General features: G+C 64.4%; 25 protein-coding genes. 12 read left to right on the top strand and 13 right to left on the bottom strand.

What is annotated here, in order from left to right:
- Nucleotides 1–30: 30 nt before the first annotated feature.
- From gph to YP76_RS16195, 3 genes are all read left to right on the top strand, one after another.
- On the top strand, nt 31–711 hold the full coding sequence (gene gph / locus YP76_RS16185; RefSeq protein WP_046764639.1) for a phosphoglycolate phosphatase: 681 nt from the start codon (nt 31–33) through the stop codon (nt 709–711).
- Entirely contained in the window at nt 708–1,469 is a 762-nt protein-coding gene (locus tag YP76_RS16190) for an enoyl-CoA hydratase/isomerase family protein (RefSeq protein ID WP_046764640.1), read from the top strand. The genes gph and YP76_RS16190 overlap by 4 nt, the downstream gene beginning before the upstream one ends.
- Nucleotides 1,470–1,612: 143 nt before the next feature.
- The gene (locus YP76_RS16195; protein ID WP_046764641.1) at nt 1,613–2,785 is read left to right on the top strand and encodes a GGDEF domain-containing protein; all 1,173 of its coding nucleotides are present in this window, start codon (nt 1,613–1,615) and stop codon (nt 2,783–2,785) included.
- 67 nt (nt 2,786–2,852) lie between these two features.
- Here YP76_RS16195 and lpdA read toward each other — a convergent pair whose 3' ends face one another.
- The 8 genes from lpdA to YP76_RS16235 form a co-directional block, all read right to left on the bottom strand.
- Nucleotides 2,853–4,253, bottom strand: a complete 1,401-nt coding sequence (gene lpdA, locus YP76_RS16200) for a dihydrolipoyl dehydrogenase (protein WP_046764642.1) — start codon at nt 4,251–4,253, stop codon at nt 2,853–2,855.
- Nucleotides 4,254–4,384: 131 nt separating this feature from the next.
- Nucleotides 4,385–5,629, bottom strand: a complete 1,245-nt coding sequence (gene odhB, locus YP76_RS16205) for a 2-oxoglutarate dehydrogenase complex dihydrolipoyllysine-residue succinyltransferase (RefSeq protein WP_046764643.1) — start codon at nt 5,627–5,629, stop codon at nt 4,385–4,387.
- A gap of 8 nt (nt 5,630–5,637) precedes the next feature.
- On the bottom strand, nt 5,638–8,448 hold the full coding sequence (locus YP76_RS16210) for a 2-oxoglutarate dehydrogenase E1 component (protein WP_046764644.1): 2,811 nt from the start codon (nt 8,446–8,448) through the stop codon (nt 5,638–5,640).
- An 88-nt stretch (nt 8,449–8,536) separates the two neighbouring features.
- Nucleotides 8,537–9,421, bottom strand: coding sequence for a succinate--CoA ligase subunit alpha (gene sucD / locus YP76_RS16215; protein ID WP_046764645.1), 885 nt, complete (start codon nt 9,419–9,421; stop codon nt 8,537–8,539).
- 104 nt (nt 9,422–9,525) lie between these two features.
- A complete protein-coding gene (gene mdh / locus YP76_RS16220; RefSeq protein WP_046764646.1) occupies nt 9,526–10,488 on the bottom strand; it encodes a malate dehydrogenase in 963 nt (320 codons plus the stop codon).
- Nucleotides 10,489–10,805: 317 nt separating this feature from the next.
- Nucleotides 10,806–11,918, bottom strand: a complete 1,113-nt coding sequence (gene zapE / locus YP76_RS16225) for a cell division protein ZapE (protein WP_046764647.1) — start codon at nt 11,916–11,918, stop codon at nt 10,806–10,808.
- Complete coding sequence (locus YP76_RS16230; RefSeq protein WP_084733212.1) at nt 11,915–12,346, bottom strand: PaaI family thioesterase; 432 nt, start codon at nt 12,344–12,346, stop codon at nt 11,915–11,917. The genes zapE and YP76_RS16230 overlap by 4 nt, the downstream gene beginning before the upstream one ends.
- A gap of 35 nt (nt 12,347–12,381) precedes the next feature.
- Complete coding sequence (locus YP76_RS16235; RefSeq protein ID WP_046764649.1) at nt 12,382–13,170, bottom strand: succinate dehydrogenase iron-sulfur subunit; 789 nt, start codon at nt 13,168–13,170, stop codon at nt 12,382–12,384.
- Between the two features lie 155 nt (nt 13,171–13,325).
- Between YP76_RS16235 and YP76_RS16240 the strand changes: the two genes are divergently transcribed.
- The 3 genes from YP76_RS16240 to YP76_RS16250 are packed head-to-tail and all read left to right on the top strand — an operon-like array spanning nt 13,326 to nt 15,933.
- Entirely contained in the window at nt 13,326–14,417 is a 1,092-nt protein-coding gene (locus YP76_RS16240; protein WP_046764650.1) for a glycosyl transferase, read from the top strand.
- Nucleotides 14,414–15,508, top strand: coding sequence for a CDP-alcohol phosphatidyltransferase family protein (locus tag YP76_RS16245; RefSeq protein WP_046764651.1), 1,095 nt, complete (start codon nt 14,414–14,416; stop codon nt 15,506–15,508). The genes YP76_RS16240 and YP76_RS16245 overlap by 4 nt, the downstream gene beginning before the upstream one ends.
- Nucleotides 15,505–15,933, top strand: a complete 429-nt coding sequence (locus YP76_RS16250; RefSeq protein ID WP_046764652.1) for an HIT family protein — start codon at nt 15,505–15,507, stop codon at nt 15,931–15,933. Before YP76_RS16245 ends, YP76_RS16250 begins: the two co-directional genes overlap by 4 nt.
- Here the strand turns inward: YP76_RS16250 and YP76_RS16255 are convergent.
- Nucleotides 15,921–16,688, bottom strand: a complete 768-nt coding sequence (locus tag YP76_RS16255) for a phosphocholine cytidylyltransferase family protein (RefSeq protein WP_046764653.1) — start codon at nt 16,686–16,688, stop codon at nt 15,921–15,923. The two genes, YP76_RS16250 and YP76_RS16255, sit on opposite strands and share 13 nt — an antisense overlap.
- 117 nt (nt 16,689–16,805) lie before the next feature.
- Between YP76_RS16255 and YP76_RS16260 the strand changes: the two genes are divergently transcribed.
- Nucleotides 16,806–18,116 carry a lipopolysaccharide biosynthesis protein gene (locus tag YP76_RS16260; RefSeq protein ID WP_046764654.1) on the top strand — a complete coding sequence of 437 codons (1,311 nt, stop codon included), beginning with the start codon at nt 16,806–16,808 and terminating at the stop codon, nt 18,114–18,116.
- Nucleotides 18,117–18,222: 106 nt separating this feature from the next.
- Here YP76_RS16260 and YP76_RS16265 read toward each other — a convergent pair whose 3' ends face one another.
- The 3 genes from YP76_RS16265 to YP76_RS27065 form a co-directional block, all read right to left on the bottom strand.
- Nucleotides 18,223–19,122: a UTP--glucose-1-phosphate uridylyltransferase gene (locus tag YP76_RS16265; RefSeq protein WP_046764655.1), complete on the bottom strand. Its 900-nt coding sequence runs from the start codon at nt 19,120–19,122 to the stop codon at nt 18,223–18,225.
- A gap of 84 nt (nt 19,123–19,206) precedes the next feature.
- Nucleotides 19,207–19,635 (bottom strand): hypothetical protein, encoded by a 429-nt coding sequence (locus tag YP76_RS16270; RefSeq protein WP_046764913.1) that lies wholly within the window; start codon nt 19,633–19,635, stop codon nt 19,207–19,209.
- 211 nt (nt 19,636–19,846) lie between these two features.
- Entirely contained in the window at nt 19,847–20,020 is a 174-nt protein-coding gene (locus YP76_RS27065; RefSeq protein ID WP_084733213.1) for a DUF1674 domain-containing protein, read from the bottom strand.
- A 46-nt stretch (nt 20,021–20,066) separates the two neighbouring features.
- On the opposite strand from YP76_RS27065, the gene htpX reads away from it, so the two are divergent.
- The 5 genes from htpX to YP76_RS16295 all read left to right on the top strand — a co-directional run bounded on the left by htpX (nt 20,067) and on the right by YP76_RS16295 (nt 25,600).
- Nucleotides 20,067–21,044: a zinc metalloprotease HtpX gene (htpX, locus tag YP76_RS16275; protein WP_084733214.1), complete on the top strand. Its 978-nt coding sequence runs from the start codon at nt 20,067–20,069 to the stop codon at nt 21,042–21,044.
- A 175-nt stretch (nt 21,045–21,219) separates the two neighbouring features.
- The gene (locus tag YP76_RS16280) at nt 21,220–22,509 is read left to right on the top strand and encodes an RsmB/NOP family class I SAM-dependent RNA methyltransferase (protein WP_046764657.1); all 1,290 of its coding nucleotides are present in this window, start codon (nt 21,220–21,222) and stop codon (nt 22,507–22,509) included.
- Nucleotides 22,510–22,575: 66 nt separating this feature from the next.
- The gene (locus tag YP76_RS16285) at nt 22,576–23,061 is read left to right on the top strand and encodes a hypothetical protein (RefSeq protein ID WP_046764658.1); all 486 of its coding nucleotides are present in this window, start codon (nt 22,576–22,578) and stop codon (nt 23,059–23,061) included.
- Nucleotides 23,062–23,162: 101 nt separating this feature from the next.
- Nucleotides 23,163–23,825 carry a ribulose-phosphate 3-epimerase gene (gene rpe / locus YP76_RS16290; protein ID WP_046764659.1) on the top strand — a complete coding sequence of 221 codons (663 nt, stop codon included), beginning with the start codon at nt 23,163–23,165 and terminating at the stop codon, nt 23,823–23,825.
- A complete protein-coding gene (locus YP76_RS16295; protein WP_046764660.1) occupies nt 23,822–25,600 on the top strand; it encodes a heparinase II/III family protein in 1,779 nt (592 codons plus the stop codon). The genes rpe and YP76_RS16295 overlap by 4 nt, the downstream gene beginning before the upstream one ends.
- 31 nt (nt 25,601–25,631) lie before the next feature.
- On the opposite strand, the gene YP76_RS16300 is transcribed toward YP76_RS16295, so the two are convergent.
- Nucleotides 25,632–26,135: an asparaginase domain-containing protein gene (locus YP76_RS16300; protein ID WP_046764661.1), complete on the bottom strand. Its 504-nt coding sequence runs from the start codon at nt 26,133–26,135 to the stop codon at nt 25,632–25,634.
- Between the last annotated feature and the right edge of the window lie 2 nt (nt 26,136–26,137).

Consider the following 26,137-nt stretch of genomic DNA (forward strand, 5'->3'; position numbering starts at 1 on the left):
TGCCACCCACCCGGCGGCATGAGCCGGGCCATGGCATCCTTTCCCTCCGGCATTCCCTTCGATATCGTCGGCTTCGACCTCGACGGCACCCTGCTCGACACCAGCGGCGATCTGGCCGCCGCGGTCAACTATGCCATCGCCACCGATGGCAGGCCCCCCTTCCCGGTCGAGGCGATCCATCCCTTCGTCGGCAAGGGTGCCAAGGTGATGCTTGAACGGGCGCTCGACGCCTCGGGCGGCTATGACGAGGCGATGCTGGCGAGGATGCTGCCGATCCTGCTCGATTATTATGAACAGAATCTCGCTATCCACTCCCTGCCCTATCCCGGCCTGATCGCCGCGATGGACGCGTTGGAAGCGGCGGGCGTGAAGCTTGCCATCTGCACCAACAAGGCGGAGCGCTTCACCATTCCCCTGCTGCATCAGATCGGCCTGTCGGAACGCTTCGCCAGCGTCGTCGGTGGCGACACGGTCGGCATCGCGAAGCCCGACCCAGCGCCGATCCACGCCATGATCGAGCGCGCGGGCGGCGGGCGGACGATCTTCCTGGGCGACACTATCAACGACATTGCCGGCGCGCGCAATGCGGGCATCCCCAGCATCGCGGTCAGCTTCGGCTTCCTCGACGGCCCGGTCGAGGAGCTGGAAGCGGACGCCATCATCCACCATTTCGACGAACTGGTGCCCCTGCTGAAAGGCTGGCCCGCATGACGCTGCGGCTGGAACGCGACGGCGCCATCGCCACGCTGCTGATCGACCGGCCCGACCGGCATAATGCCATGAACCAGGCCATGTGGGAATCGCTGCCCCAATTTGTCGGGCAGGCCATGACCGATGAGGCGGTACGCGTCCTCATCCTGACATCGGGCACGTCGGGGCTGTTCTGCGCGGGTGCCGACATCCACGAATTCGCCAGCCATTCAGGCGAGGAGAACTGGCGCATCGCCAATCAGGCCGCGATCCGCTCCACCCAATATGCCCTCGCCCACGCCGAAAAGCCGGTCATCGCCGCTATCGACGGCGATGCGGTCGGCGGCGGGTGCGGCCTTGCCATCGCCTGCGACCTGCGGATCGCATCGCCAAGGGCGCGGTTGGGCATCACTCCGGCCAGGCTCGGCATCGTCTATGGATTGTTCGATACCAAGCTGCTGGTCGATCTGGTCGGCCCGGCACGTGCCAAGCGTATATTGTTCACCGGCGCGTTAAATGACGCGCATGAAGCGCTTGCCATCGGCCTGATCGACGAGATCGCGCCTGATCCCCTCGACGCTGCAAAGGCCATGGCGGATGTCATGGCCGCCAATGCGCAGCATTCGATCCGTTCGTCCAAGGCGATCATCCGTCGTATCCTGGACGGCCAGGACGATGACGACGCGACCACGCTCGACCTGTTCCGCGATGCCTTCACCCTGCCCGATTTCAAGGAAGGCGTGCAGGCCTTTCGCGAAAAGAGGCGTCCGCGCTTCTGAAGGCCCCTTCGATTCATCCATATCGGATCAACAACTCATCCGATTCGGAAATATTTGTTAAGGATCAACCGATACCCGCTGTCGGGCGCGGATAGGCACCGGCCCCGCACGATTTCGATACATCAAAGGAACGGGCGGCCAGCATGGGAGAAAATTTCGCCTTCTTCCTGCCGATCATGATGGCCGGTTTCGGCGTCCTGTTCGGGATCGTCTGGCGATGGCGGGTGCGAGCCGCGGGTTTTTGGAGCGGGGCCTTTTTCTGCGTTGCGGGGGGCTTCGCCGTACCTGTCGCCTTTGCCGCCCTTCCCAGCACGACCTGGGGTCTCGTCGCCGATATGATGTTCGCCAGCGGCTTCCTCCTGTTCAGCCAGGCGTTGCTGGAGCGTTGGCGTCCCTCCTGGCTGTTGCCCGCGCGGATCGCGATATGGGGCCTGTCCCTATTGCTGTGCGCCGTCGCCCTCGTCCTGGACAATCTGCCCCTCTCGCTGGTGGCGTCGGATTTCGGCTGCTTCCTGCTCATCGCCCTGCCGTTGATCGCGGGGAAGGATCATCTGGACGATTGGTCCGATCGCACTCTGTTCGCCGCCGCCCTGCTGGTCGCGCTCGACAATCTGTTCCGGGGCAGTACCGTACCGCTTACCTTGTCGGCAGGCGGTTTCCACAATAGCGAATATGCCTTTTTGATGCAGGCAATGGCCTGTGTCTTCGGGCTTTTCCTTGCGCTCGCGGCGCTGGCAGCGACCATGCTCGACCAGCTCGCCCGCTATCGGCGCGATGCGCTGCACGATCCGCTGTCCGGCCTGCTCAACCGGCGCGGCTTCGACGATGCGATCGCCGGGTGGACGCACAAGATGCCCGTCGCAGGTAGCCTGATTGTCTGCGACATCGATCATTTCAAGGCGATCAATGATGAATATGGCCATGCCCTGGGCGACCGCGTGATCGAGACCCTGGCGAAGATATTGGCCCGATCCGCTCCTCCAGATGCCGTCACCGCTCGCTTCGGCGGCGAGGAATTCGTGCTGCTCCTGCCAGAAACCGATGCGGCGCGCGCGGCGGCGATCGCCAACGACATCCGGGAAAGCCTGGCGCGGGAGGTCGCGAACGAACTGGGTCTGCGGCGGCCACTGACGGCCAGCTTCGGTCTTTCGACTGTCCAGCATGGCGATGCCTCGGTCCATGATGCGATCGCGCGGGCCGACGCAGCACTTTACGAAGCGAAGGCAGGCGGCCGCAATCGGGTTTGCGTGCGGCGCTCCCTTTCAGCGCAAGCCACGCCTTCCGCCAGTCCGTCATGGCAGATTTGCAACGCGTAGAAGATACCGAATGAAAAAGGCCGCCCCGAAGGGCGGCCTCGTCATCCCAGCATGCGGCAGGAAACGATCACATATGAATCGGCTTGCCGGTCACGGCCATGGCCGCTTCCTTGATCGCCTCGCTATGCGTCGGATGCGCGTGACAGGTGTAGGCGATATCCTCACTCGATGCACCGAATTCCATCGCCTGCGCCGCCTGCGCGATCATCGTGCCTGCGACCGAAGCGATGATCCACACGCCCAGCACCTTGTCGGTTTCGGCGTCCGCAATCACCTTCACGAAACCGTCCGGCTCATGGTTGGTCTTGGCGCGGCTGTTCGCCATCATCGGAAACTTGCCAACCTTGACGGCGCCCTTTTCCTTGGCGGCCTCTTCGGTCAGGCCCACGCCCGCGATTTCCGGCTTGGTGTAGACCACGGACGGGATCACGTCATGGTTCACGATGCCGGTCAGGCCCGCGATATTCTCCGCGACGGCAATGCCTTCGTCCTCGGCCTTGTGCGCGAGCATCGGGCCGGGGATGACGTCGCCGATCGCCCATACGCCCGGAACCTTGGTGGCGAAGTCATGATCGGTTTCGATCTGGCCGCGCGCATTCAATTCCAGGCCGATCTTGTCGAGGCCTAGACCTTCGGTATTCGGACGACGGCCGATCGACACCAGTACGACATCGGCCTCGATCTTCTCGGCCGCGCCGCCAGCAGCGGGTTCGACGGTCAGGGTCACGCCCTTCTTGCCGACTTCCGCGCCCGTGACCTTGGTACCGAGCTTGTACTCGAAGCCCTGCTTCTTGAAGATCTTGTTCGCTTCCTTGCGGACTTCGCCGTCCATGCCGGGCAGGATCTGGTCGAGAAACTCGACGACCGTGACCTTGGCCCCGACACGACGCCACACCGAACCCAGTTCCAGGCCGATGACGCCGCCGCCGACGACGACCAGATGGCCCGGCACCTTGTCCAGTTCCAGTGCGCCAGTGGAATCGACGATCCTGCCGCCCGCATTGTCGACCTGAACGCCGGGAAGCGGCGTGACCGACGAGCCGGTAGCGATGACGATATTCTTCGCCGTCACCTTCTTGCCCGCCACTTCGACGGTGTTGGCACCGGTAAAGGTCGCCTGGCCCTTCAGCCAGTCGACCTTGTTCTTCTTGAACAGAAACTCGATGCCGCCGGTCAGGCCCTTCACCGCATCCTTGCGCTGGCCCTGCATGGTGTCGAGGTCCAGGCTCATCTTGTCGATCTTCACGCCCAGCTTGGCGAGCGCGCCGTTCGCAGCCTCTTCATAAAGCTCCGAAGCGTGCAGCAGCGCCTTGGACGGGATGCAGCCGACATTGAGGCAGGTGCCGCCCAGCGTCTCGCGGCTTTCGGCGCAGGCGGTCTTGAGACCAAGCTGCGCCGCGCGGATCGCGCCGACATAGCCACCGGGTCCTGCACCGATTACCAGAACGTCATAATCGAAGTCTGCCATAACAATCTCCGTTCGCCCTTGGACCGAGTCACTTGCCTCGGTCCAACCTGTCAAAGGGCATTACTTCTTTCGTCCCATAAAAAGGACGGGGCTTCGACAGGCGCAGCCCGAACGGGATGAATGGACGAACCTTACAGGTCGATCAACAGGCGGGTCGGGTCCTCGATCGCGTTCTTGACCGCGACGAGGAAGGTCACCGCTTCGCGACCGTCGATCAGGCGATGGTCATAGCTGAGCGCGAGATACATCATCGGGCGGATGACGATCTGGCCGTCGCGGACGACCGGACGGTCCTCGATGCGGTGGAGGCCCAGCACCGCCGACTGCGGCGGGTTGATGATCGGGCTCGACAACAGCGAACCGAAGACGCCGCCGTTGGAGATGGTGAAGGTGCCGCCCTTCATGTCCTCCATGGTCAGCGTGCCTTCCTTGGCCTTCTTGCCGAAGCTGCCGATCGTCTTCTCGATCTCGGCCACGCTCAGCGATTCCGCGTTGCGGATGACCGGGACGACCAGGCCATTCGGCGCCGACACGGCGACCGAGATGTCGGCGAAGTCGTTATAGACGATCTCGTCGCCCTCGATCTGCGCGTTGACGCCCGGAATGTCGCGCAGCGCCATGCAGACCGCCTTGGTGAAGAAGCCCATGAAGCCCAGACGGACGCCATGCTTCTTCTCGAACAGATCCTTATACTTGGCACGCGCCTCGATGACGTTGGTCATGTCGACGTCGTTGTAGGTGGTCAGCAGCGCCGCGTTATTCTGCGCTTCCTTGAGGCGCTTGGCGACGGTCTGGCGCAGACGGGTCATCTTGACCCGTTCCTGCGCGCGGCTCGGACCGGCAGCCGGGGCAGCGGCGGCAGGCGCGGCGGCAGCGGCCGAAGCGGCGGCCTTGGCGGTGCCGGCAGCGGCCGCAGCCACGACATCGTCCTTGGTCAGACGGCCATCCTTGCCTGTGCCCTTGATCTTGCTCGGGTCAAGGCCATGTTCCAGCACCAGGCGGCGAACCGCGGGCGACAGGGTCAGATTGCCGCCCTCTTCATCGTCCGCGGCGGCGGGAGCCGAAGCGGCAGGCGCCGGGGCCGCCGCTTCCGCCTTGGCAGCGGGCGCGGCAGCGGCGGGAGCAGCCGCAGCGGCCGCGCCCTCGTTCACATAGGCCAGCAGAGCGCCGACCTCGACCGTATCGCCTTCCTTGGCGACGATATCACCCAGCACGCCGGCGACGGGCGCTGGCACGTCGACCGCGACCTTGTCGGTTTCAAGGGAGACGATGGGCTCGTCGGCCTTCACGGCATCGCCGGGCTTCTTCAGCCACTGGCCAACGGTTGCTTCGGTAACGGATTCGCCCAGGGTGGGCACTTTGACTTCGGTAGCCATGAGCTTGTTCAGCCTTTCTTCTGGCGACGGATTTCTTCACGAACGCTGTGACCCAGCGCATCGGCGACGAGAGCGCCCTGCTCGGCGACATGGCGCTTGGCGAGGCCCGTTGCGGGCGACGCCGACGCCTTGCGACCGGCATAGCGGGCGCGCATCGGCGCCTTGCCGGCCTGCGCCAGCGCTTCCTCGATATAGGGCTCCACGAAGAACCAGGCGCCGTTGTTGCGCGGTTCTTCCTGACACCAGACGACTTCCTGAAGGTTCGTCATGCGCGCGATGCGCGTTGCGAGGGCCTCGGTCGCGAACGGGTAGATCTGTTCGATGCGAACGATCTGCACATCCGTGTCGCCATGCTGGTCGCGGGCTTCCATCAGGTCGTAAAAGACCTTGCCGGAGCACAGCACCAGGCGCTTCGTATCCTTGTCAGGCGCCCCATTGGGGTCCGACAGGATGCGCTTGAAATGCGTTGCACCCAGGAAATCCTCCGCCTTGCTGACCGCCAACTTGTGACGCAGCAGCGACTTGGGCGCCATGATGATCAGCGGCTTGCGGAAGGGCCGCAGCATCTGACGGCGCAGGACGTGGAAATAGTTCGCCGGGGTCGTGATATTCGCGACCTGGATATTCCCTTCCGCGCAAAGCTGGAGATAACGCTCCAGACGGGCCGAGCTATGCTCCGGACCCTGCCCTTCATAGCCATGCGGCAGCAGGCAGACGAGGCCGTTGGACCGCAGCCACTTGGTCTCCGACGAAGCGATATACTGGTCGAAGATGATCTGCGCGCCATTGGCGAAGTCGCCGAACTGGGCCTCCCAAAGCACGAGGCTCTTCGGGTCCGCCAGCGCGAAGCCATATTCGAAGCCCAGCACGCCATATTCGGAGAGCGGTGAATCCAGCACTTCGAACCGGCCGTGCGGCACGGTCGAGAGCGGGATGTACTTGCTCTCCGTATCCTGGTCGGTCCAGACGGCGTGACGCTGGCTGAACGTGCCGCGCCCGGAGTCCTGGCCCGACAGGCGCACGCCATAGCCTTCCGACAGCAGCGAACCGAAGGCCAGGGCCTCGCCGGTCGCCCAGTCGAAATTCTCGCCGGACTTGAACATCTCCGCCTTGGCGTCGATCACGCGCTTCAGCGTCTTGTGGACGTTATGGCCTTCCGGAATCGTCGTCAGCGTCTTGCCCAGGCTGTCGAACAGCTTCTGGCTGACCGCGGACTCGACGCTCTGGCGGGTGGTTTCGGCGTCGGCGGGCTTGTGCAGGCCCGACCAGCGACCGGCGAACCAGTCGGCCTTGTTGGGCTTGTAGCTCTTCGCCGCCTCGAACTCTTCCTCCAGATGGTTGACGAAATCGCCCGTCACCTGGGCGACGAAATCGTCGTCGACCACGCCTTCGGCCTTCAACCGCGCGGAATAGACGTCGCTGACCGGCGGATGCTGGCGAATCTTCGCGTACATCTGCGGCTGGGTGAATGACGGCTCGTCGCCTTCATTATGGCCGAAGCGGCGATAGCACCACATGTCGATCACGATGTCGCGATGGAAGGTCTGGCGATATTCCATCGCCAGCTTGCATGCGAAGGTGACCGCTTCGGGATCGTCGCCGTTGATGTGCAGGATCGGCGCCTGAACGCCCTTCGCCACGTCGCTCGGATAGGGCGAGCCGCGCGAGAATTGCGGGCTGGTGGTGAAGCCGATCTGGTTGTTGACGATGAAGTGGATGCAGCCGCCGGTATTGTAACCCGACACGCCCGAGAAGCCGAGGCATTCCCAGACGATGCCCTGGCCCGCAAAGGCCGCGTCGCCATGGATCAGCACGGGCAGGACCTGCTCATGCTTGGCAAGGTCGTCACGGAAAGTCTGCTGCGCGCGGACCTTGCCCAACACCACCGGATCGACGGTTTCCAGATGCGAGGGATTGGGGACGAGCGACATATGCACCTTGATGCCGTCGAACTCGCGGTCAGTGGAGGTGCCGAGATGGTACTTCACGTCGCCCGAACCGCCGACATCTTCGGGATTGGCGGTGCCGCCCGAAAATTCGTGGAAGATGACGCGGAAACCCTTGGCCATCACATTGGCGAGTACGTTCAGGCGGCCGCGATGGGCCATGCCGTAGACGATCTCGCGCACGCCCTGCGCGCCGCCATATTTGATGATGGCTTCGAGCGCCGGGATCATCGATTCGCCGCCGTCCAGGCCGAAGCGCTTGGTGCCGACATATTTGCGGCCCAGGAACTTCTCATATTGTTCGGCGTGGATCACCTTGGCCAGGATCGCCTTCTTGCCTTCCGGCGTGAAGTGGATTTCCTTGTCCTTGCCTTCCAACCGCTCCTGGAGGAAACGGCGCTCCTCCACGTCCGCGATGTGCATATATTCCAGGCCGACATTGCCGCAATAATTGGCGCGCAGGATCGCCACGATCTCGCGAACGGTCGCATATTGCAGCCCCAGCGTGCCGCCCAGATAGACTTTTTTGTCGAGGTCGGTCAGGCCGTGATATTCCGGCGTCAGGTCGGCCGGCAGGTCGCGCTGGGTGAGCCCCAGCGGATCGAGATTGGCCGCCAGATGACCACGTACGCGATATGTGCGGATCAGCATCTGGGCACGGATTGCATCATCGGCCGCACTTACGGCATCAGCATCCGAAACCGCCTTGCCGACGGCCTTGGCGGCGGCCTTCACGGCCACCTGCATCTGCGTGGGGTCCAGCGCCCCGGTCAGGTCGTCGGTATCGATCGGCGGCCAGTTGGTGCGCGCCCAGCTCGGCCCGCGCTCGATTTCCCCGAGCCCCTCAAAAACTTCCTGATTCTCGTAACCCATGTCTCACGTCCCATGCCAACCGCGTGCAGTCGCGGCGGGGGTAACAAGCGGCCGGGGTGCAGCCCGGCCGCCTTGTCAGCTTTTTGGCTCAGCCCTTCAGCACTTCCAGCAGGGTCGTGCCAAGTTCCGAGGGGCTGGCAGCGACCTTGATGCCAGCCGCTTCCATCGCCGCGATCTTGCTCTCGGCATCGCCCTTGCCGCCCGACACGATCGCGCCGGCATGGCCCATGCGACGGCCCGGAGGCGCCGTGCGGCCCGCGATGAAGCCGGCCATCGGCTTCTTGCGGCCCTTCTTGGCTTCGTCGATCAGGAACTGGGCAGCCTGCTCTTCCGCGTCGCCGCCGATTTCACCGATCATGATGATCGATTCGGTGGCGTCGTCGGCCAGGAACAGTTCCAGCACGTCGATGAAGTTGGTGCCGTTGACCGGGTCGCCGCCGATGCCGACGGCCGTGGTCTGGCCCAGGCCCGCATTGGTGGTCTGGAACACGGCTTCATAGGTGAGCGTGCCCGAACGCGACACGACGCCGACGCTGCCCTTGGAGAAGATGTTGCCGGGCATGATGCCGATCTTGCACTCGCCGGGCGTCAGCAGGCCGGGGCAGTTCGGGCCGATCAGGCGCGACTTGCTGCCCGACAGGGAGCGCTTCACCTTCACCATGTCCAGCACCGGAATGCCCTCGGTGATGCAGACGATCAGCGGGATTTCGGCGTCGATCGCTTCCAGGATCGAGTCGGCCGCGAACGGCGGCGGAACGTAGATGACCGACGCGTCGGCGCCGGTCTTCGACTTGGCTTCGGCAACCGTGTCGAACATGGGCAGGCCGATATGGGTCGTGCCGCCCTTGCCGGGGGTGACGCCGCCAACCATCTGCGTGCCATAGGCCAATGCGGTTTCAGTGTGGAAGGTACCGGTGGCACCAGTCATACCCTGGGTGATGACCTTGGTGTTCTTGTTCACCAGAATGGACATGTCAGTCCCTTTATCTTCTGTGGACGTGGCACTTTGGGTCTAAAGGCAGGCCGCCCCAGGGTGCGCACTCACCTGGGACGGACTGGTGCAGCTCTTGGAAAGGATCAGGCGAGCGAAGGGTCGATGCCCTTGCAGGCTTCCAGCAGTTCCTTGACGGCGTCGACCGACACCTGAAGGTTCGCCTTGGCCTCGTCGTCCAGCGCGATCTCGATGACCTGCTCGACGCCGTCCTTGCCGATGATCACGGGCACGCCGACATAGAGATTGTCGACGCCGTACTGGCCGGTCAGGTTGGCGGCGCAGGGCAGCAGGCGCTTCTTGTCGCCCAGATAGGCTTCAGCCATGGCGATCGCGCTGGTGGCGGGCGCATAGAAGGCCGAGCCGGTCTTGAGCAGCGCGACGATCTCGCCGCCGCCCGAACGGGTGCGCTGGACGATGGCGTCGATGCGCTCCTTGGTCGAGCGGCCCTGCTTGATGAGGTCGGGAACGGGGATGCCCGCGACGGTCGAATATTCGATGACCGGGACCATCGTGTCGCCATGGCCACCGAGCACGAAGCTGGTGACGTCCTTGGCCGACACGTTGAATTCTTCCGCCAGGAAATGGTTGAAGCGCGACGAGTCGAGCACGCCCGCCATGCCGACGACCTTGTTGTGCGGCAGGCCGGAAAATTCGCGCAGCGCCCACACCATGGCATCCAGGGGGTTGGTGATGCAGATGACGAAGGCGTTCGGCGCATTGGCGGCGATCCCCTCGCCCACGGCCTTCATGACCTTGAGGTTGATGCCCAGCAGATCGTCGCGGCTCATGCCCGGCTTGCGGGCGACACCGGCGGTGACGATGATCACATCGGCGCCTGCGATATCGGCATAGTCGTTCGATCCGGTGATCTTGGCATCGAAGCCCTCGACCGAAGCGCACTGCGACAGGTCCAGCGCCTTGCCCTGCGGCACGCCTTCGACGACGTCGAACAGGACAATGTCGCCCAGCCCCTTGAGAGCCGCAAGATGCGCGAGGGTGCCACCGATATTGCCAGCGCCGATAAGCGCGATCTTCTTACGGGCCATATGTAATCCTCCAAGCCGTGGAAAACCGGAATTGCCAAGAAATCCTCAAACAAGGGAGCGCTTAGGCCTATCTGGCCTAGGTTTCAACCGCGCAGAAGCCTTAGCGACAAATTATCTTTGCAATTCATTCGCAATTTCATTAAAGGCGATTTTGCCTCTGTTGCCCAAGCGCTCCTACCCTGGCGCACGGCCCTTCCCCGCAGCGGCCACTGCCGCACGCTTCCCGTTGAGGGAGGCGTGCGGGCCCTTTTTGCCTAATAGCGGATTGTTACGGGATGAACGGATGACCGACAGGGCGAGATTATCTCTCGTCGAGGCTATTTCTCACCGTGGCCCAGGGCCAGATAATCGTCCGACTGCATTTCCATGAGGCGCGACACGGTCCTCTCGAACTCGAAGGCGCCGTCCCCTTCCGGATAGAGGACCGCCGGCTCAGCATCGGCGGAGGCGAGCAGTTTCACCTTATATTCGTAGAGCGCGTCGATCAGCGTCACGAAGCGCGCCGCTTCATTGCGCTTTTCCGGCCCCAGCACCGGGATGCCGACAAGGATGACCGTGTGATATTTACGAGCGATCGCCAGATAATCCGGCGCGCCGCGCGCTTCGGCGCAGAGGCGCTTGAAGGAGAAGACGGCCACGCCCTTCAGGCTCTTGGGCACATGCAGCGTCCGGCCGCCCTGTACCTTGATGTCTTCGGCCGGAACCCTGGCGCGATCCTCCACCGGATAGTCGGTCAGGCGGAAAAAGGCTTCGGACAAGGCCCTGGTCGCCTCCGGTCCATTGGGCGCGTGCCAAAGCTGCGCATCACCCAGCCGATCAAGCCGGTAATCGGTCGGCCCGTTCAGCGTCATGACATCCAGCTTCGCCTTGATCAGGTCGATGAAAGGCAGGAAAAGCTGGCGATTGAGCCCGTTCTTGTAGAGTTCGTCCGGTTCGCGATTGGAGGTGGTGACGATCGTCACCCGCTTTTCCAGCAGCCCCGTGAACAGTCGCGACATGATCGCGGCGTCGGCCATATTATTGACGACCATCTCGTCGAAACAGAGCAGCCGCGCCTCTTCAGCCAGCGACTCGACCACCGGTGGGATCGGATCGCCGGTCTCGGATTTACGCGCCTCGGCCAGGCGGGCATGCACGTCCAGCATGAATTCGTGGAAATGCGCGCGCTTCTTGCGCTGGACATGCACCGTGTCGAAGAACAGGTCCATCAGCATCGATTTGCCGCGCCCGACGCCGCCCCACATATAAAGGCCTCGTGGCGGCTCAGGCGCCTTGCGGAGCAGCTTCCACAGGGTCGACCCGCGCGGCGGCGCCGCTTCCAATTCCCTTTGCAGATGATCCAGCCGTCCGGCTGCCGCCCGCTGATCGGGATCGGCCCGCAATTCGCCGGCCGCGACAAGCGCGTCATATCGGGCGATCACGCCGGTCACGTTGCGACAGGAGCCTTGCGCACGGTTGCGGTGGACGCCGCGATCAGTTCCTCGTCCTGATGGAGCGTCAGCCGCAAAAACATCATCCGTCCCGTCTCGCGCAGCAATTCGACCTCCGCGCGCAGATGCGGACCCACCTTGCCTGAACCACAATATTGCATGGTCAGATCAACGGTCACGGCCGCCGCCTGTTCCGGCCGTCCCATCGCGGCCAGTCCCGCGAACAGCGCATGATCGGCGAAGGCGGCCAGAAAACCGCCATGCAGCGCACCAAGGCGATTGGCATGCGACGGTCGCGTTTCCAGCATGACCGTCGCCTGACATTCGGCATCGCCACGCGAATAGCTGATGCCTATGGCCGAGTCGAGAAAGGTGCCGGGCACTGGATCGGCCCAGGACATCCAGTCCATCCACGGGCCATCCGGCACGCGGCTTAGAGGACCAACCCGGTCTCCCACCTCGATCAGAGCTGCCGTTCGACCATCATCTTCTTGGTTTCCGCGATCGCCTTGGCGGGGCTGAGGCCCTTGGGGCAGACATTCGCGCAGTTCATGATGGTGTGGCAGCGATAGAGGCGGAAGGGATCTTCCAGCTCGTCCAGGCGCTCGCCGGTATATTCGTCGCGGCTGTCGGCCAGCCAGCGATAGGCCTGGAGCAGGATCGCCGGACCCAGGAACTTGTCGCTGTTCCACCAGTAGCTGGGGCAGGAAGTCGAACAGCAGGCGCACAGGATGCACTCATAGAGGCCGTCCAGCTTCTCGCGGTCGGCGGGCGACTGGAGCCGTTCCTTGCCGCTGGGCGCGGGGCTGACGGTTTGCAGCCAGGGCTTGATCGAATTGTACTGCGCATAGAAATGCGTGAAGTCGGGCACGAGGTCCTTGATCACGTCCATGTGCGGCAGCGGCGTGACACGCACTTCCTTGCCCGAGCATTCCTCGATCGAGGTGGTGCAGGCCAGGCCATTGCGGCCGTTCATGTTCATCGAACAGGAACCGCAAATACCCTCGCGGCAGGAACGGCGGAAGGTCAGCGTCGGATCATATTCATTCTTGATCTTCAGCAGCGCGTCCAGGACCATCGGACCGCAATTGTCGAGATCGATCTCGAACGTGTCATAGCGCGGGTTCTGACCGGAGTCGGGGTCGTAGCGATAGACCTTGAAGCTCTTGACGTTCGTGGCCCCGTCAGGCGCCTTGTGGGTTACGCCCTTGGCGCTGATCTTGCTGTTCTTGGGCAACGCAAATTCGGCCATTGCTCGTCAAGCCTCTTCGGATATGTCTCAACTGTTCGGCGTTGCGCATAACAAAAAATCTGCAAAGGTCCAGCACAGAGAGCAGAACAAATAAGGGTTGCTTGATTTGTAGCGGGCGGGATCGCTACGGCGGGACATACACTGGGGAGCCCCCGTTGCCGACCGACATCGCCTTTCTGGCCATCGCCGAAGCCCATCAAGCCTATCATTGGCTGCCAGCCGCCCTCGCCCTGTCCCGCCGCGCGGGGGTGAGGGTCCATGTCCTGTCGCCCTCCCCCCTGATCCTCGACCTCGTCGCCAGCTATGATCCCGAAGGCGACATGAACCTCGTCCGGCTGCGCAGGCCGCCCTCACAGCCCGACTCGCTGTTCCGCCAGCCCTCGCGTTTCCTGACGCTGATGCTGAACTATGCGACGATCCGCCGCTTTCCCGTGCTGGTGACGACGGAAATCTCCAGCGGCTGGCTGCGCAGCGTGCCCGGCTTTTCCGGGCGAATGATACAGATCAAACATGGCGCGGGCGATCGGGAGGGCGGCTACAAGGCGCGCCATTCCGCCTTCGACCTGACGCTCGTCGCGGGCGAGAAGGATCGGCGGCGGCTGATCGACCGTGGGCTGTGCACGACGGACGATTGTGCGGTCGGCGGCTATGCGAAGTTCGAGTTGAAGGCCGCGCCGCAACGTTTTTTCGACAATGACCGGCCGGTCCTGCTCTATAATCCGCATTTCGATGCCGCATTGTCGTCATGGCCCCGCCATGGACCGCAGGTGCTGGGGGCGCTGGAAGCGCTGAAGGGCTGGAACGTCATCATCGCCCCCCATACCAAGCTCGCCGGCCGCACCGCGCCGATCTGTACGAACGCGCCTCATATCCGTGTGGACATGGGTAGCCGGCATTCGATCGACATGAGCTATACGATGAGCGCGGACGTCTATCTGGGTGACGTATCGAGCCAGATCTACGAATATCTGCTCCGTCCCCGTCCCTGCATCTTCCTCAATCTGGACCGGCGCGACTGGCGCGGCAACGACGCCTTCTCCCATTGGCGCCTGGGGCAGGTGATCGAGGATATGGCCGCCTTGCCACAGGCACTGGATCGCGCTGCGGACTTGCAAGCCGGGTTCGTTGATGCTCAGGAAGCGGCCATGTCCGACTCCATCGACCGATCGCCTACGCCCGCCTCCGAACGGCAGGCCGACCTCATTCTCGATTTTGCCCGGAAATCCGAAAGGACCGCCGCCGCATGACGCAGACGATCACGACCGCACTGGGACCGGTGCGGCTGTTGGGCGACAATGCGACCCGCATCTGGGGCATGTCCAATGCCGAGCGCTGCCGCCGCATGGCCGAGAGTGCGGCGAAGAATGGCAACGCGCTGGCGGACGGTCATGAACTGCTGTTCAACTTGGCCTACGCCTTCGATCCGATGTTGCTGCGGCTGGTGCTGGAGGAACCCGGAACGGTCTTCGCCTGGGGCAGCACGCCGATCGTCGGGCAGGTGACGGCGGGCAGCGATCCGCTGAACGCGGCGCAAGTGATCGACCTCTCTGACGGGCGAAAGCTCTACAACCGGCAGTTGCGCAAGCTGGAACAACCCTTCGTCAAGCAACTGACCCCGGCCACCCGCCGCGGCATCGAGCGGCAAAGCTATTTCGGCGCCTATAAGGGCGTCACCGATCTGCTGACCAAATATCTCTGGCCCGAGCTCGCTCTGTGGCTGACGCGGCTGGCGGCGTCCATCGGCATGACGCCCAATATGGTGACGGCGATCGGCGCGACCCTTTGCGTGGTGGCGACCTGGTTCTTCGCGCAGGGTCTCTATTGGACGGGCATGCTCGCCGGGTTCATCTTCATGATACTCGATACGGTGGATGGGAAGCTGGCCCGCTGCACCATCACCTCTTCCAAATGGGGCAATGTGGCGGACCATGGCGTCGACCTCATCCATCCGCCCTTCTGGTGGTATTTCTGGGGCGTGGGGCTTTCGGCCTGGGGACAGGCGCTCTCGACAGAGACCTTCGCCCTCGTGATGGCCGCGGTGATCATCGGCTATGTGCTCCAGCGGGTGATCGAAGGGATGTTCATCAAGGATTTCGGCATGGACATCCATGTGTGGGGCCGGTTCGACAGCTGGTTCCGCCTGATCACCGCGCGGCGCAATCCAAACATGGTGATCCTGTTCGTGGCGCTCCTGGCCGGACGCCCCGACATGGGCCTGATCGCGCTGGCCTGGTGGACGGTGATCTCGCTCGTCGTGCATGCCGTGCGGCTGATGCAGGCCTATGGCGTGCAGCGCTCGGGACGGCCCATCGTCAGCTGGATGGAGGCAGTGGCATGAACGCGACCATCGAGAAATTCGGATTTCCCGCGACTCTGATCGCTGAGTTCGCGCATTGGGTGGCGTTGCTGCGCCCTGCCCAGCCGACGCTGGGATCCCTGGTTCTGGCCGCAAAATCGGACGCCACCGCCTTTGGCGACCTGCCTGCGGAGGCCCATGCCGAACTGGCAACCGTGACCAGGGCGATCGAAAAGGCGCTCGGCCAAGCGGTGGGCTATGCCAGGATCAACTATCTCATGCTGATGATGGTGGACCCGCATGTCCATTTCCATGTGCTGCCCCGTTATGAGGGCAGCCGCGACCATGCGGGCCTGGAGATTGCGGACGCCGGTTGGCCCGGCCAGCCCGACCTTGGCAGCGCGGTGAAGCTCGACCCTGAGCAGATCGCCGCACTGACCGGCTGGCTGAAACCCTATTTCGCGTAGCGGCCCTCGGCCAGCCAACGGGCGGTGAGCGTCTTCGCCGCCTCCACATCCTGGGGGAAGTCGACTTCCTGCCAGTCCAGCCCTTCGATCGACACGGTGCCGACGCGGTTCCCCTTGGCGATGATGTCGATGGCGCGCAGATACCAGCGCTCGACGCCCTCTGGGGTGCGCATCATCTGGTCGATCTGGTTGCGGAAGATCGCCGGCCCCTCGCCCCGGAACGCCAGCATGCCGATGGATTCGGCGTTGGTATCGTGCGGCAGCAGCCTTTTGCCGATGTCCAGCAGACGCCCCGTCCCGTCCCGGTTCACCTTCATGTCGTCATCGTCATAGTCGCCCGGCTTGATGTCGACCGTCACCGTGATCGCATCCTGCGCCCCGGCAATCAGCTTGCCCACGATCTCGTCCGAAACGATCGTGTCGCCGTTCAGGATGATGAAGTCGCGGTCCATCTCCTCCCGGACGATCCAGCAGGTTCCCAGATTGTCCGCCACCTGGAAAAAGGGATTGAACACGGTCCGGATGCGCGCGCCGGTCTCGCGGTAAAGTTGCAGCGCATGATCCTCCACCCGTTCGGTCCGGAAACCGGTGACGACGACGATGTCGGTCACGCCATTGGCCACCAGCGCCGCGACCTGCCAGCTGATGAGGCTGCGGCCGTTGAAGTCGATCATGCATTTGGGCACGTCGCGGGTGAGCGGAAGAAGGCGCGCCCCCTGGCCTGCGGAAAGGATGATGGCTTTCGAAATGGTCATGGGGTGCCGCCTTAGAGCAAATGAAGCGGGAGGGACAGCGTGTGTTGCATCGCCCCCTGACCGATCCTAGATAGGCGCTCGCCGGTCGGTCGGCGCCAGGGAAAGGCCGGAACGTCAGTGGACAGCAAGCGCGGATCGGGTGGCGCTCAGGAAGGCTTCGCTCGTATTCTGGCGAATACCGGATGGCTGCTAGGCGGCAAGGGCGTGGGCGCGGTGCTGAGCCTCGCCTACCTCGCCATCGTGACGCGGACCCTGGGCGTCGCGGATTTCGGCCGGTTCGCGCTGGTGCTGAGCGCCGCCAACGTCATCAAGACACTGGTGAGCTTCGACAGCTGGCAGATCGTGGTGCGCTATGGCCAGCCGCACCTGGCATCGGGCAATGGCGATGCGCTCAATCGGGTGCTGCGCTTCTGCATCCTGATCGACCTGGGCTCCGCCGTGGCGGGCGGACTGATCGCGGCCTTCATCATCCTCGCCTTCGGATCGCTGATGGACTTGTCGGCCGGCATGGGATGGCAGGCGTGGATATTCTGCATGGTGATGATGATCACCATCCGCTCCAGCCCGACCGGCGTGCTGCGGCTGTTCGACAGATTCGATTCAGGCGCCTTTGCCGAGACGATGATCCCGGTCGGCCGCATGATCGGCGCATTGCTCGCCTGGGTGCTGATGCCCAATGTCACTGGTTTCCTGATCGCCTGGAGCGTGGCCGAACTGCTGTGCGCGGTGAGCTATTGGTGGCTGGCCATCCGGGTCGGCGGCGATAGCTTGGGAGGCTGGCGGGCCGGCAAGGCCATGGACGCGCGGACGGAAAATCCGGGCATCGTCGGTTTCCTGACCGCGACCAATTTGCAGACCACCCTGTCGTCCGTGGGGCAGCAGGTAGCCGTCCTGGTGGTGGGCCTGTTCGTCGGACCGGCGGGCGCGGGCCTGTACCGCCTCGCCAACCAGCTCGCCAACTCATTGACCAAGATTTCCAGTCTGCTTTCGCGCAGCATCTTCGTCGAACTGAGCCGCACGCATGGCAGCCACGGCCATGAGGCACTGGGGATGCTGTTCCGCCGTACCAACCGGCTCGCTCTGATCGCGGGCGCGGTGATCATCGTCCTGATCCTGACCATCGGCCATCCCTTGCTGGGGCTGATCGCCGGAAAGGCGTTTCTGCCGGGCTATCCGCTGCTGGTGCTGCTGGGAATTTCGGCTTGCATCGATCTGATCGGCGTGAGCTATCGCCCGCTGCTGATGGCGACCGACCGGGCCACCCTGTCACTGCGCATCACGTTGGTGTCGACCGCGATGCTGCTGGGGATGCAGGCGGCGCTGCTGCCGCTCTACGGCACCATCGGCGCGGCGGCGGCGAATGTCGTCGCCTCCATCATCGGCTTTGCCATGATGGGCCTGGCAAGTCGCCGCGCCATGTCGAGATAAGGCCTTGGAGGTCGCCAAGGCGGCCCATGAACCCGGCAAACAGGAACGGTGAACGATCGAACCGTCCTCCGCGCCCAGAAGGCCGTCAATCGGCGCCGCCGCCAGTTCAGGCCGCGGCGGCAATCCCGCTGACGCCGAGCTCCGCCAGGGCGAACTGGCGGATATGTTCGCCCATATCCTCGCGATCCAGCGCCAGCGCCAGATTGGCCTCGATATAGCCCGCCTTGGAGCCGCAATCGAAACGCCGTCCGTCGAAGGTCACGCCATGAAAGGGCTGGGTGCCGATCATCGACGCCATGGCGTCGGTCAGCTGGATCTCCCCGCCCGCGCCCTTTTCCTGCGTTTCCAATATCTTCATGACCTCCGGCTGGAGGATGTAGCGGCCCGGCAGGATCAGGTTGGACGGCGCCGTCCCTGGAGCGGGCTTTTCCACCAGCCCCTTGACCTCGGTCAACGCTCCGTCGCGCTTGCCGGGATCGATCACGCCATAGCTCGGCGTCTCGGCCATCGGCACTTCGAGGGCGCAGACCAGATTGCCGCCGACCCTGTCATAAGCCTCGACCATCTGCTTGAGGCATCCCCGCCCCGGCGCACCCTTCATGAATTCGTCGGGCAGCAGGATGGCGAAGGGTTCATCGCCCACAATATCGCGCGCGCACCAGATGGCATGGCCCAGGCCCAGCGGCTCCTGCTGACGCAGGAACACCGCATTGCCGGGCAGCAGCCGCGTGCCGTCCAACGCCGAAAGATCCTTGCCCCGCTCGCGCTGGGTGGCCTCGGCCTCGAACGCCATGTCGAAATAATCCTCGATCGCGCCCTTGCCGCGGCCGGTGACGAAGATCATCTGCTCGATCCCCGCTTCCCGCGCCTCGTCCACCGCATATTGGATCAGCGGACGGTCGACGACCGGCAGCAATTCCTTGGGCACCGACTTGGTCGCCGGAAGGAAGCGCGTGCCGAGCCCCGCGACAGGGAAAACGGCTTTGCGAATCGGTTTGTAGGACATCAAGTCTCCATTCTCGCTGGTCGCGCGGACAGGCTTCGGCCTCCGCGCGATAAAGATCAAGCGTGGAAGATGGCTTACCCCGTTTCAGACGGCCAGCAGACGCTGCGCCACCCTTTCGAGGGAGCCGATCTCCACATCGAGTTGTTCAAGCGAAACATGCGTCTGGTTGTTCCGCGCATCGCGGCATGTGAAGCCGCCGGGCGCGGGCTGCTGAAAGCCGCCGATGATAAGCGACCGGAACCGGTCGATCCTCTGCATGTCGCGCTCGATATCCGATATTTCCGTCAATGCGCCGGCATTGCGCCGGTCCCGCATCGACACCATGGTTCGCAGTTCGGTCATCAGCTTCGTCATGCCCGGCCGGGTCCGGGCACCTACGGTCCGCACATCTCCCATGGCTTCCCGCATCATCGCGATCTTCGCCTCCAGGCTCTGCTCCAGCATCGTCCAGGCACAGACCAGACGCCCCACACCGCACAGAAGCGCCGCATCCTCCGGCGCATAATCCGACATCGACCTTATATTGATCTCAGCAACCACGTTCACTTAACCCACGCCCCGATATGTTCTTGCTTTTCCGCTCGGGTCAAACCTGCCCGTTTTGCAACGCGAAAGGCTAGGGGGGCGGAGCCTTGCCGCTCGCACCAGCGGCACAGGCCATCGCCAACTGTGCCCAAACAGCGATGAACCGTTAACCGTCTTTCACCCGATCGGGGCGCGGCTATCAAAAATCGATAGCGATTCCCTTGCGTTCCCAGTCGCCATAGCGAACCGGGCTCAATTCCTCGTCATGAGGGGAAGGCCGGTCGAGCGGGTCGGGCTGCGGCACCGGGGGACTCTTCGAAAGATGCGCGGGCGGCTTCACATGCGCGGGGCGCTTGCCGTTGAAGGTTCCCATCGATCCATCCTTTCGATTGCGGGGACGTCATCATCACCCCATATTCATGGGCGACCCGCTATCTGGGCCGCAAAGGAGGTTTACGCAAGTGAGTGGTGTTCGGACCGTGATGCTGTTGTCGGCGCTGACCGCGCTGTTCATGGCATTGGGCTATACGCTGGGTGGCAGCGGCGGCGCCGTGATCGCGCTGCTGGTGGCGGCCGGCATGAACCTCTTCACCTTCTGGAACGCCGACAGGATCGTGCTGTCCATGCACCATGCGCGGGAAGTCGACGCGACGAGCGCGCCGGAATATTATGGCCTCGTCGCGGAACTGGCCCAGCGCGCCAAGCTCCCCATGCCCCGCGTCTATCTGATCGACGAGCCGCATCCCAACGCCTTCGCCACCGGGCGCGACCCGCGACATGCCGCCGTCGCCGCCACCACCGGGCTGCTCTCCATGCTGAGCCGGGATGAGGTGGCCGGGGTCATGGCACATGAACTGGGCCATGTGCGCAATCGCGACACGCTGATCATGACAATGGTCGCGACCATTGCGGGCGCGATCTCGATGCTCGCCAATTTCGGCCTGTTCTTCCGCGGCGGTCACAACGAAAATGGCAACAGCAACATGGTCGCGACCCTGCTGGCGGTGATCGTCGCCCCCTTCGCCGCGATGATCGTGCAGATGGCGATCAGCCGCACCCGCGAATATGGCGCTGACGCGGCCGGCGCCGAGATCAGCGGCAACCCCCGCGCGCTCGCCTCTGCGCTCGCCAAGATTTCCGGCCGGGCGGAAATGATCCCCAACCCGGTAGCGGAACGCAATCCCGCTGCCGCGCAGCTCTATATCGTGCCGGTGCATGTGAGCGAACTCTTCTCCACCCATCCGGCCACCGAAAAACGCATCGCCGCGCTGGAGGAACTGGCGCAGGATATGGGGGCTCCGGTGATTGCACCAATCGAACGGCGTGCCTCGGCCCTTAGTCCCGCAAAGCCGGCGCCGCGCAAGTCGAGCGCCCTCAATCCCCTCCGCCGCGATTAGCGTGCCTCTGGCCTGTCATTCCAGCGAAAGCCGGGATTTCGGGCGAGAGGACGCGACCTGTCGTCACGGAATCCCAGCTTTCGCCGGGAGGGCGGATGTCGCTGACGTCCGCTCATGGCAACAGCCTTTGCAAACAAACCTTACCTTCCATCCCGTTTTGCCCTAATCGCCGCCCATGCCTCGCCCATCCCGCCCCGAAGACGCCCCCGGCCTCCCTGCCCGCCGCGCGGCCCTGCGCCTGCTCGATGCCGTACTGCGCCGGGGCGATCCGCTGGAACTCGCGCTGCACGGCGCCGCCCAGGGCCTGCCCCCGGCCGACCGCGCCCTGGTCCACGCCATCGCCGCCGAAACACTCCGTCACCTGCCCGATCTCGACGCGCTGATCGACGGCGCCACCCGCCAGCCGCTGCCCCATGATGCCAAGGCGCGCATGGTGCTGCGCATCGCCCTCATCCAGGTCCTCGCGCTCGGCACGGCCCCCCATGCCGCCATCGCCACCGCCCTGCCGCTGGTCGACGGCGGCCCGCGCAAGCTGGTCCATGGCGTGTTCGGCACCCTGACCCGAGCCGATCCAATACTCCCTTCCCCCCCGGCCCTGCCGCCCGAAGTCGCGGCCCGCTGGGCCGGTCAATGGGGGGAGGCCATGACGCAGGCCGCCGCTACGGCCTATGCCCTGCGTCCGCCCGTCGACGTCACCCTGCGCGATGCCGGCGAAACTACCCGCTGGACCGAAGCGCTGAACGGCCGCAGCTTCGCGCCCGGCCATGTTCGCCTGCCCGAAGGCGCCGCCATCCCCGACCTGCCCGGCTTTGCGGAAGGCGCCTGGTGGGTGCAGGATCTTGCCGCCTCGGTGCCCGCACGCCTGCTGGGCCAGGGCGAAGGCCGCACCGTTCTTGACCTCTGCGCCGCCCCCGGCGGCAAGACGATGCAGCTGGCCGCTTCGGACTGGCACGTCACCGCCGTCGACCAATCGAAAAAACGCCTTGAACGGCTGAGCGAGAACCTCGCCCGCACGGGGCTCTCCGCCGAGGTCGTGCAGGCCGACCTGCGCACCTGGACGCCGGAGGCCCCGGCCGACGCCATCCTGCTCGACGCCCCCTGCACCGCCACCGGCATCTACCGCCGCCATCCCGACGTGCTCCACCGCATCGGCCCGCGCCAGATCGCGGAGCTGGCCGAACTCCAGGCCGAACTCCTCGCCCGCGCCGTCCAGTGGCTGAAACCGGGCGGCGTTCTGATCTACGCCACCTGCTCGCTCGAACGCGCCGAGGGCGAGGAACAGATCGCGCAGTTTCTGAGCAGCCACACCGATTTCACGCCCCATCCGGCCGACCCCGCGGAATTGCCCGAAGGGATTGCGCCGACGGCGCAGGGCTGGGTGCGCACCTTGCCCGATACGCTGAAGGAACAGGGCGGCACGGACGGCTTTTTCGTTGCGCGGCTCAGGCGATCCACTAAGGCTTAACCACCGCGTCTTATGCTGCGATCCGGCCGTTCTTCATCATCCGAGCTGCTCTAGGAAAGACCCGCTTTGCGCCCGACCGAGCCCTTGCCCCTGAACCATAGCTGGCCGCTCTACGCGCTGCGCGAGCATCTGGCGCCGGTCATGCTGGACGATCGGCTGGCCCGCGACGATGAAGCGCTGGCGGAACGGGGCCTGGGCCTGTGGCACTGCAATCTGGCCGACGACACCCTCAGCTGGACCGACGGCGTTTACGATATTTTCGGGCTGGAGCGGGGCATGGTCGTGCCCCGTCCCCTCGCCGTCTCGCTCTATGCGCCTGACAGTTGTGCCGCGATGGAGCAGTTACGGGCCTATGCCATCCGCCATCGGCGCGGCTTCACGCTGGACGTCGATATCCGCCCCGCGGAGGGCGGCGAATGCACCATGCGCCTGATCGCCGCCCCTATAATGGAGGAAAATCAGGTCATTGCGCTGCATGGCGTCAAGCAGTTCCTGCCCAGGGGTGCGGGGCCTTCCAAGGGACTCGATCCCACACTGTTCATCCTGTCCTGAAACAGTTTTCCACAACCGCCAAGGCTTGTGGCCAAAAGCCTGTGGATAGCGAGAATCGGGCGTTGCCCTTAACCACGGCCAAGGCTAAGGCCGAAGGTCAAATGACCAGCCCGATCCTTATCTCGCCCTCCATCCTGTCCGCCGATTTCGCCCGCTTGGGCGAGGAGGTCCGCGCCATCGACGAAGCGGGCGCCGACTGGATCCACATCGACGTGATGGACGGCCATTTCGTGCCCAACATCACCATCGGCCCCGGCGTGGTGAAGGCACTGCGCCCCCACACGAAGAAACCGTTCGACGTCCACTTGATGATCTCCCCGGTGGACCTCTATCTGAATGCCTTTGCGGAGGCGGGCGCCGACATCATCACCGTCCATCCGGAGGCCGGTCCCCATATCCACCGCTCCATCCAGCATATCAAGTCGCTGAACGTGCAGGCAGGCGTGGTGCTGAACCCCGGCACTCCGGCGAAGATGCTGGATTACCTCATCGACGACGTCGACCTGATCCTGGTGATGAGCGTCAACCCCGGTTTCGGCGGCCAGAGCTTCATCACCAACCAGCTCCGCAAGATCGAGGCGATCCGGAAGATGATCGACAAGTCGGGCCGTGACATTCGCTTGCAAGTCGACGGCGGCATCGATTTCAAGACCGCACCGCTCGCGATCGAGGCGGGCGCGGACGTGCTGGTGGCGGGCACCGCGACCTTCCGCGGCGGCCCGTCCGCCTATGCCGACAATATCCGGACGCTGCGCGGCGGGTGAGCGAGCGTCGCCGCCTTTCCCCCCAATCCGTCCCGCCCGATTCTTTCGGGAACGAGGCCGACCAGCCGGATGACGGGATCGAACAGGGCAAGCGGCTCATCCGCGTCGCGGATGACAAGGGGCTTTCGCTGGCCCAGCGCATCGCCAATCGCTTCTACCTGCTGAGCTGGAAAACGCCGATCCACGGCCGCCGCCTCAAGGGCAAATATCCGCTCAAGCTGCTTGCCGTCCCCGACGATGAAATTCCCGGCAATGCCCATGCGGGCCAGGCGATCCGTGCCGGTTATTTCCTGTTCCGCGGACTGAAGCAACCGCTCGGCAAGCTGGATTTCGCCAATCTCGGCCTGACCCCCGCCTTCACCGACTATCTGCACGGCTTCCACTGGCTGCGCGACCTTGCCACCGTCGCCACCCGCGAACAGGCCGCCCCGCTGGCCGAAGGAGTGATGCGCAAATGGCTCGACGCCCATGCCGACACACCCAGCGAACCCGCCTGGCGCGCCGACAATGCCGGCTGGCGACTGCTCTTCTGGTCGGCCCACGCGCCGCTGATCCTGTCGTCCAGCGATCTCGTCTACCGATCGCTGGTGCTGAACTGCATCGCGCGCACCGCCCGCCATCTCGATCGCGGCGCGGACAAGGCGCATATCGGCCTGCCCCGGCTTGTCGCCTGGGGCGGCATCGTCGCGGCCTCCATGCTGCTGCCCGGTGGCGCGGCGCGCAAGCTGTTCGGCGAAGCGGGCCTGAAACGCGCGCTCGACGGCGGCCTCCATGCCGATGGCGGCATCATCTCCCGCTCGCCGCTGGACCAGTTGGACACGATCATGCTGCTGACCATGATCGCTGCGGTCTACGAAGTGCGTCGTGAACAGGTGCCGCCTTTCCTCAAGGACGCGCTCGGCAAGGCGGTTCCCGCGCTGCTGGGCCTCGTCCATGGCGACGGCGGCCTTGGCAACTGGCAGGGCGCGGGTGCGATCGATCCCGCGACCATCGAAGCCGTGATCCGCGCCAGCCGGGTGCGCGCCCGCCCGCTACGGCAGGCCAATGGCTGGGGCTATCAGCGGCTTGCGGCCAGCGGCACGGTGGTCCAAATCGACGCCGCTCCGCCGCCGGTCGCCCAACTGGCCGATGCGGGCTGCGCATCGACCGGCGCGATCGAGATCAGCGACGGCCCGCAACGGCTCGTCATCAATTGCGGCGGCGCCGCGCTGGAAGGCGCCTGGATTAACCGCGACCTGGCGCAGGGCCTGCGCACCACCGCCGCGCACAGCACACTGGTACTCGACGACAGCAATTCCACCGCGCTGCTGCCCGACGGCACGCTGGGCAAGGGCGTGACCGAAGTCGAGATCGACCGGCAGGAAAGCGAAAGCGGCAGCCGCCTCGATTTGAGCCATGACGGCTATGTCCGCCGCATGGGCTATGTCCACCGCCGCCTGCTGCTGATGAGCAGCGACGGCAAGGAAATCCGGGGGGAGGACATGCTGACCCCCGCCGCACGCCGCCGAAAGCCGGTCAAGCTCCCGGTTCAGCTCCGCTTCCACCTCGCCCCCGGGGTCGAACCGACGCCGACGGCGGACGGCATGGGCGCGCTGCTGCGCATCGACACGGGCGCGACCTGGCAATTTCGCGCCAACACGGGGAAGCTCGCCATCGAGGAAAGCCTGTGGGTGGACGCCGAAGGCCGCCCCCACGGCACGCGCCAACTGGCCGTCACCACCGAAGCCCTGCCCGGCGGCTCCACCATCGGCTGGCTGTTCAAGAAAGTCGGCTAAGCCTCCTGCTCGCGCGCTCCAGCGGAAATAATCACTCCTCCACCGGAACGAACGCCCCCTTCGCCCTGTCCTTCACCACCTTGTCGGCCCGAAAGACCGAGCCGCTCATTGTGATATAGACCCCCGGTTCCGCCAGCTGGACCGTGGCGAAGGCCATGCCGAGGTTGAAGCTGGCGTCGCTCTCGCCAAAGCGCGCAGGGGCCAGGGCCCCGACCAGCACGATCCTCTTGCCCGCTATGGTGGCGAGCAGCTTTGCCGTTTCCGTCATCGTGTCGGTGCCATGGGTGATGATGACATGGCTTTCCGGCGCGGCGATCACACGGTCGCGGATCAGCGCCCGGTCGGCATCGTCCAGTTCCAGACTGTCCTTGCGCACGACTTCCTCGATGCGGAAAGGCCGCTTGACCCGGGCGATGTCCAGCAGCTTCGCCATCACCGTCTCACCGACCTGATAGTCCGACAGCGCGTCGAAATAGATCTTGTCGATGGTCCCGCCGGTGGTGAGCAGGAGGATGGGCGTTTCAGGGGGCAGCATGG

Origin of the sequence: Sphingobium chungbukense (assembly GCF_001005725.1) — a bacterium.
Classification (GTDB): Bacteria; Pseudomonadota; Alphaproteobacteria; order Sphingomonadales; family Sphingomonadaceae; genus Sphingobium; species Sphingobium chungbukense.

Excerpts from the sequence above, each read along its gene's own strand:
- gph (WP_046764639.1), top strand. The coding sequence starts at position 31 with ATGGCATCCTTTCCCTCCGGCATTCCCTTCGATATCGTCGGCTTCGAC.
- YP76_RS16190 (WP_046764640.1), top strand. The coding sequence starts at position 708 with ATGACGCTGCGGCTGGAACGCGACGGCGCCATCGCCACGCTGCTGATC.
- YP76_RS16195 (WP_046764641.1), top strand. The coding sequence starts at position 1,613 with ATGGGAGAAAATTTCGCCTTCTTCCTGCCGATCATGATGGCCGGTTTC.
- lpdA (WP_046764642.1), bottom strand. The coding sequence starts at position 4,253 with ATGGCAGACTTCGATTATGACGTTCTGGTAATCGGTGCAGGACCCGGT.
- odhB (WP_046764643.1), bottom strand. The coding sequence starts at position 5,629 with ATGGCTACCGAAGTCAAAGTGCCCACCCTGGGCGAATCCGTTACCGAA.
- YP76_RS16210 (WP_046764644.1), bottom strand. The coding sequence starts at position 8,448 with ATGGGTTACGAGAATCAGGAAGTTTTTGAGGGGCTCGGGGAAATCGAG.
- sucD (WP_046764645.1), bottom strand. The coding sequence starts at position 9,421 with ATGTCCATTCTGGTGAACAAGAACACCAAGGTCATCACCCAGGGTATG.
- mdh (WP_046764646.1), bottom strand. The coding sequence starts at position 10,488 with ATGGCCCGTAAGAAGATCGCGCTTATCGGCGCTGGCAATATCGGTGGC.
- YP76_RS16235 (WP_046764649.1), bottom strand. The coding sequence starts at position 13,170 with ATGGCCGAATTTGCGTTGCCCAAGAACAGCAAGATCAGCGCCAAGGGC.
- YP76_RS16245 (WP_046764651.1), top strand. The coding sequence starts at position 14,414 with ATGACGCAGACGATCACGACCGCACTGGGACCGGTGCGGCTGTTGGGC.
- YP76_RS16250 (WP_046764652.1), top strand. The coding sequence starts at position 15,505 with ATGAACGCGACCATCGAGAAATTCGGATTTCCCGCGACTCTGATCGCT.
- YP76_RS16255 (WP_046764653.1), bottom strand. The coding sequence starts at position 16,688 with ATGACCATTTCGAAAGCCATCATCCTTTCCGCAGGCCAGGGGGCGCGC.
- YP76_RS16265 (WP_046764655.1), bottom strand. The coding sequence starts at position 19,122 with ATGTCCTACAAACCGATTCGCAAAGCCGTTTTCCCTGTCGCGGGGCTC.
- YP76_RS16270 (WP_046764913.1), bottom strand. The coding sequence starts at position 19,635 with ATGTCGGATTATGCGCCGGAGGATGCGGCGCTTCTGTGCGGTGTGGGG.
- YP76_RS27065 (WP_084733213.1), bottom strand. The coding sequence starts at position 20,020 with ATGGGAACCTTCAACGGCAAGCGCCCCGCGCATGTGAAGCCGCCCGCG.
- htpX (WP_084733214.1), top strand. The coding sequence starts at position 20,067 with ATGGGCGACCCGCTATCTGGGCCGCAAAGGAGGTTTACGCAAGTGAGT.
- YP76_RS16280 (WP_046764657.1), top strand. The coding sequence starts at position 21,220 with ATGCCTCGCCCATCCCGCCCCGAAGACGCCCCCGGCCTCCCTGCCCGC.
- rpe (WP_046764659.1), top strand. The coding sequence starts at position 23,163 with ATGACCAGCCCGATCCTTATCTCGCCCTCCATCCTGTCCGCCGATTTC.
- YP76_RS16300 (WP_046764661.1), bottom strand. The coding sequence starts at position 26,135 with ATGCTGCCCCCTGAAACGCCCATCCTCCTGCTCACCACCGGCGGGACC.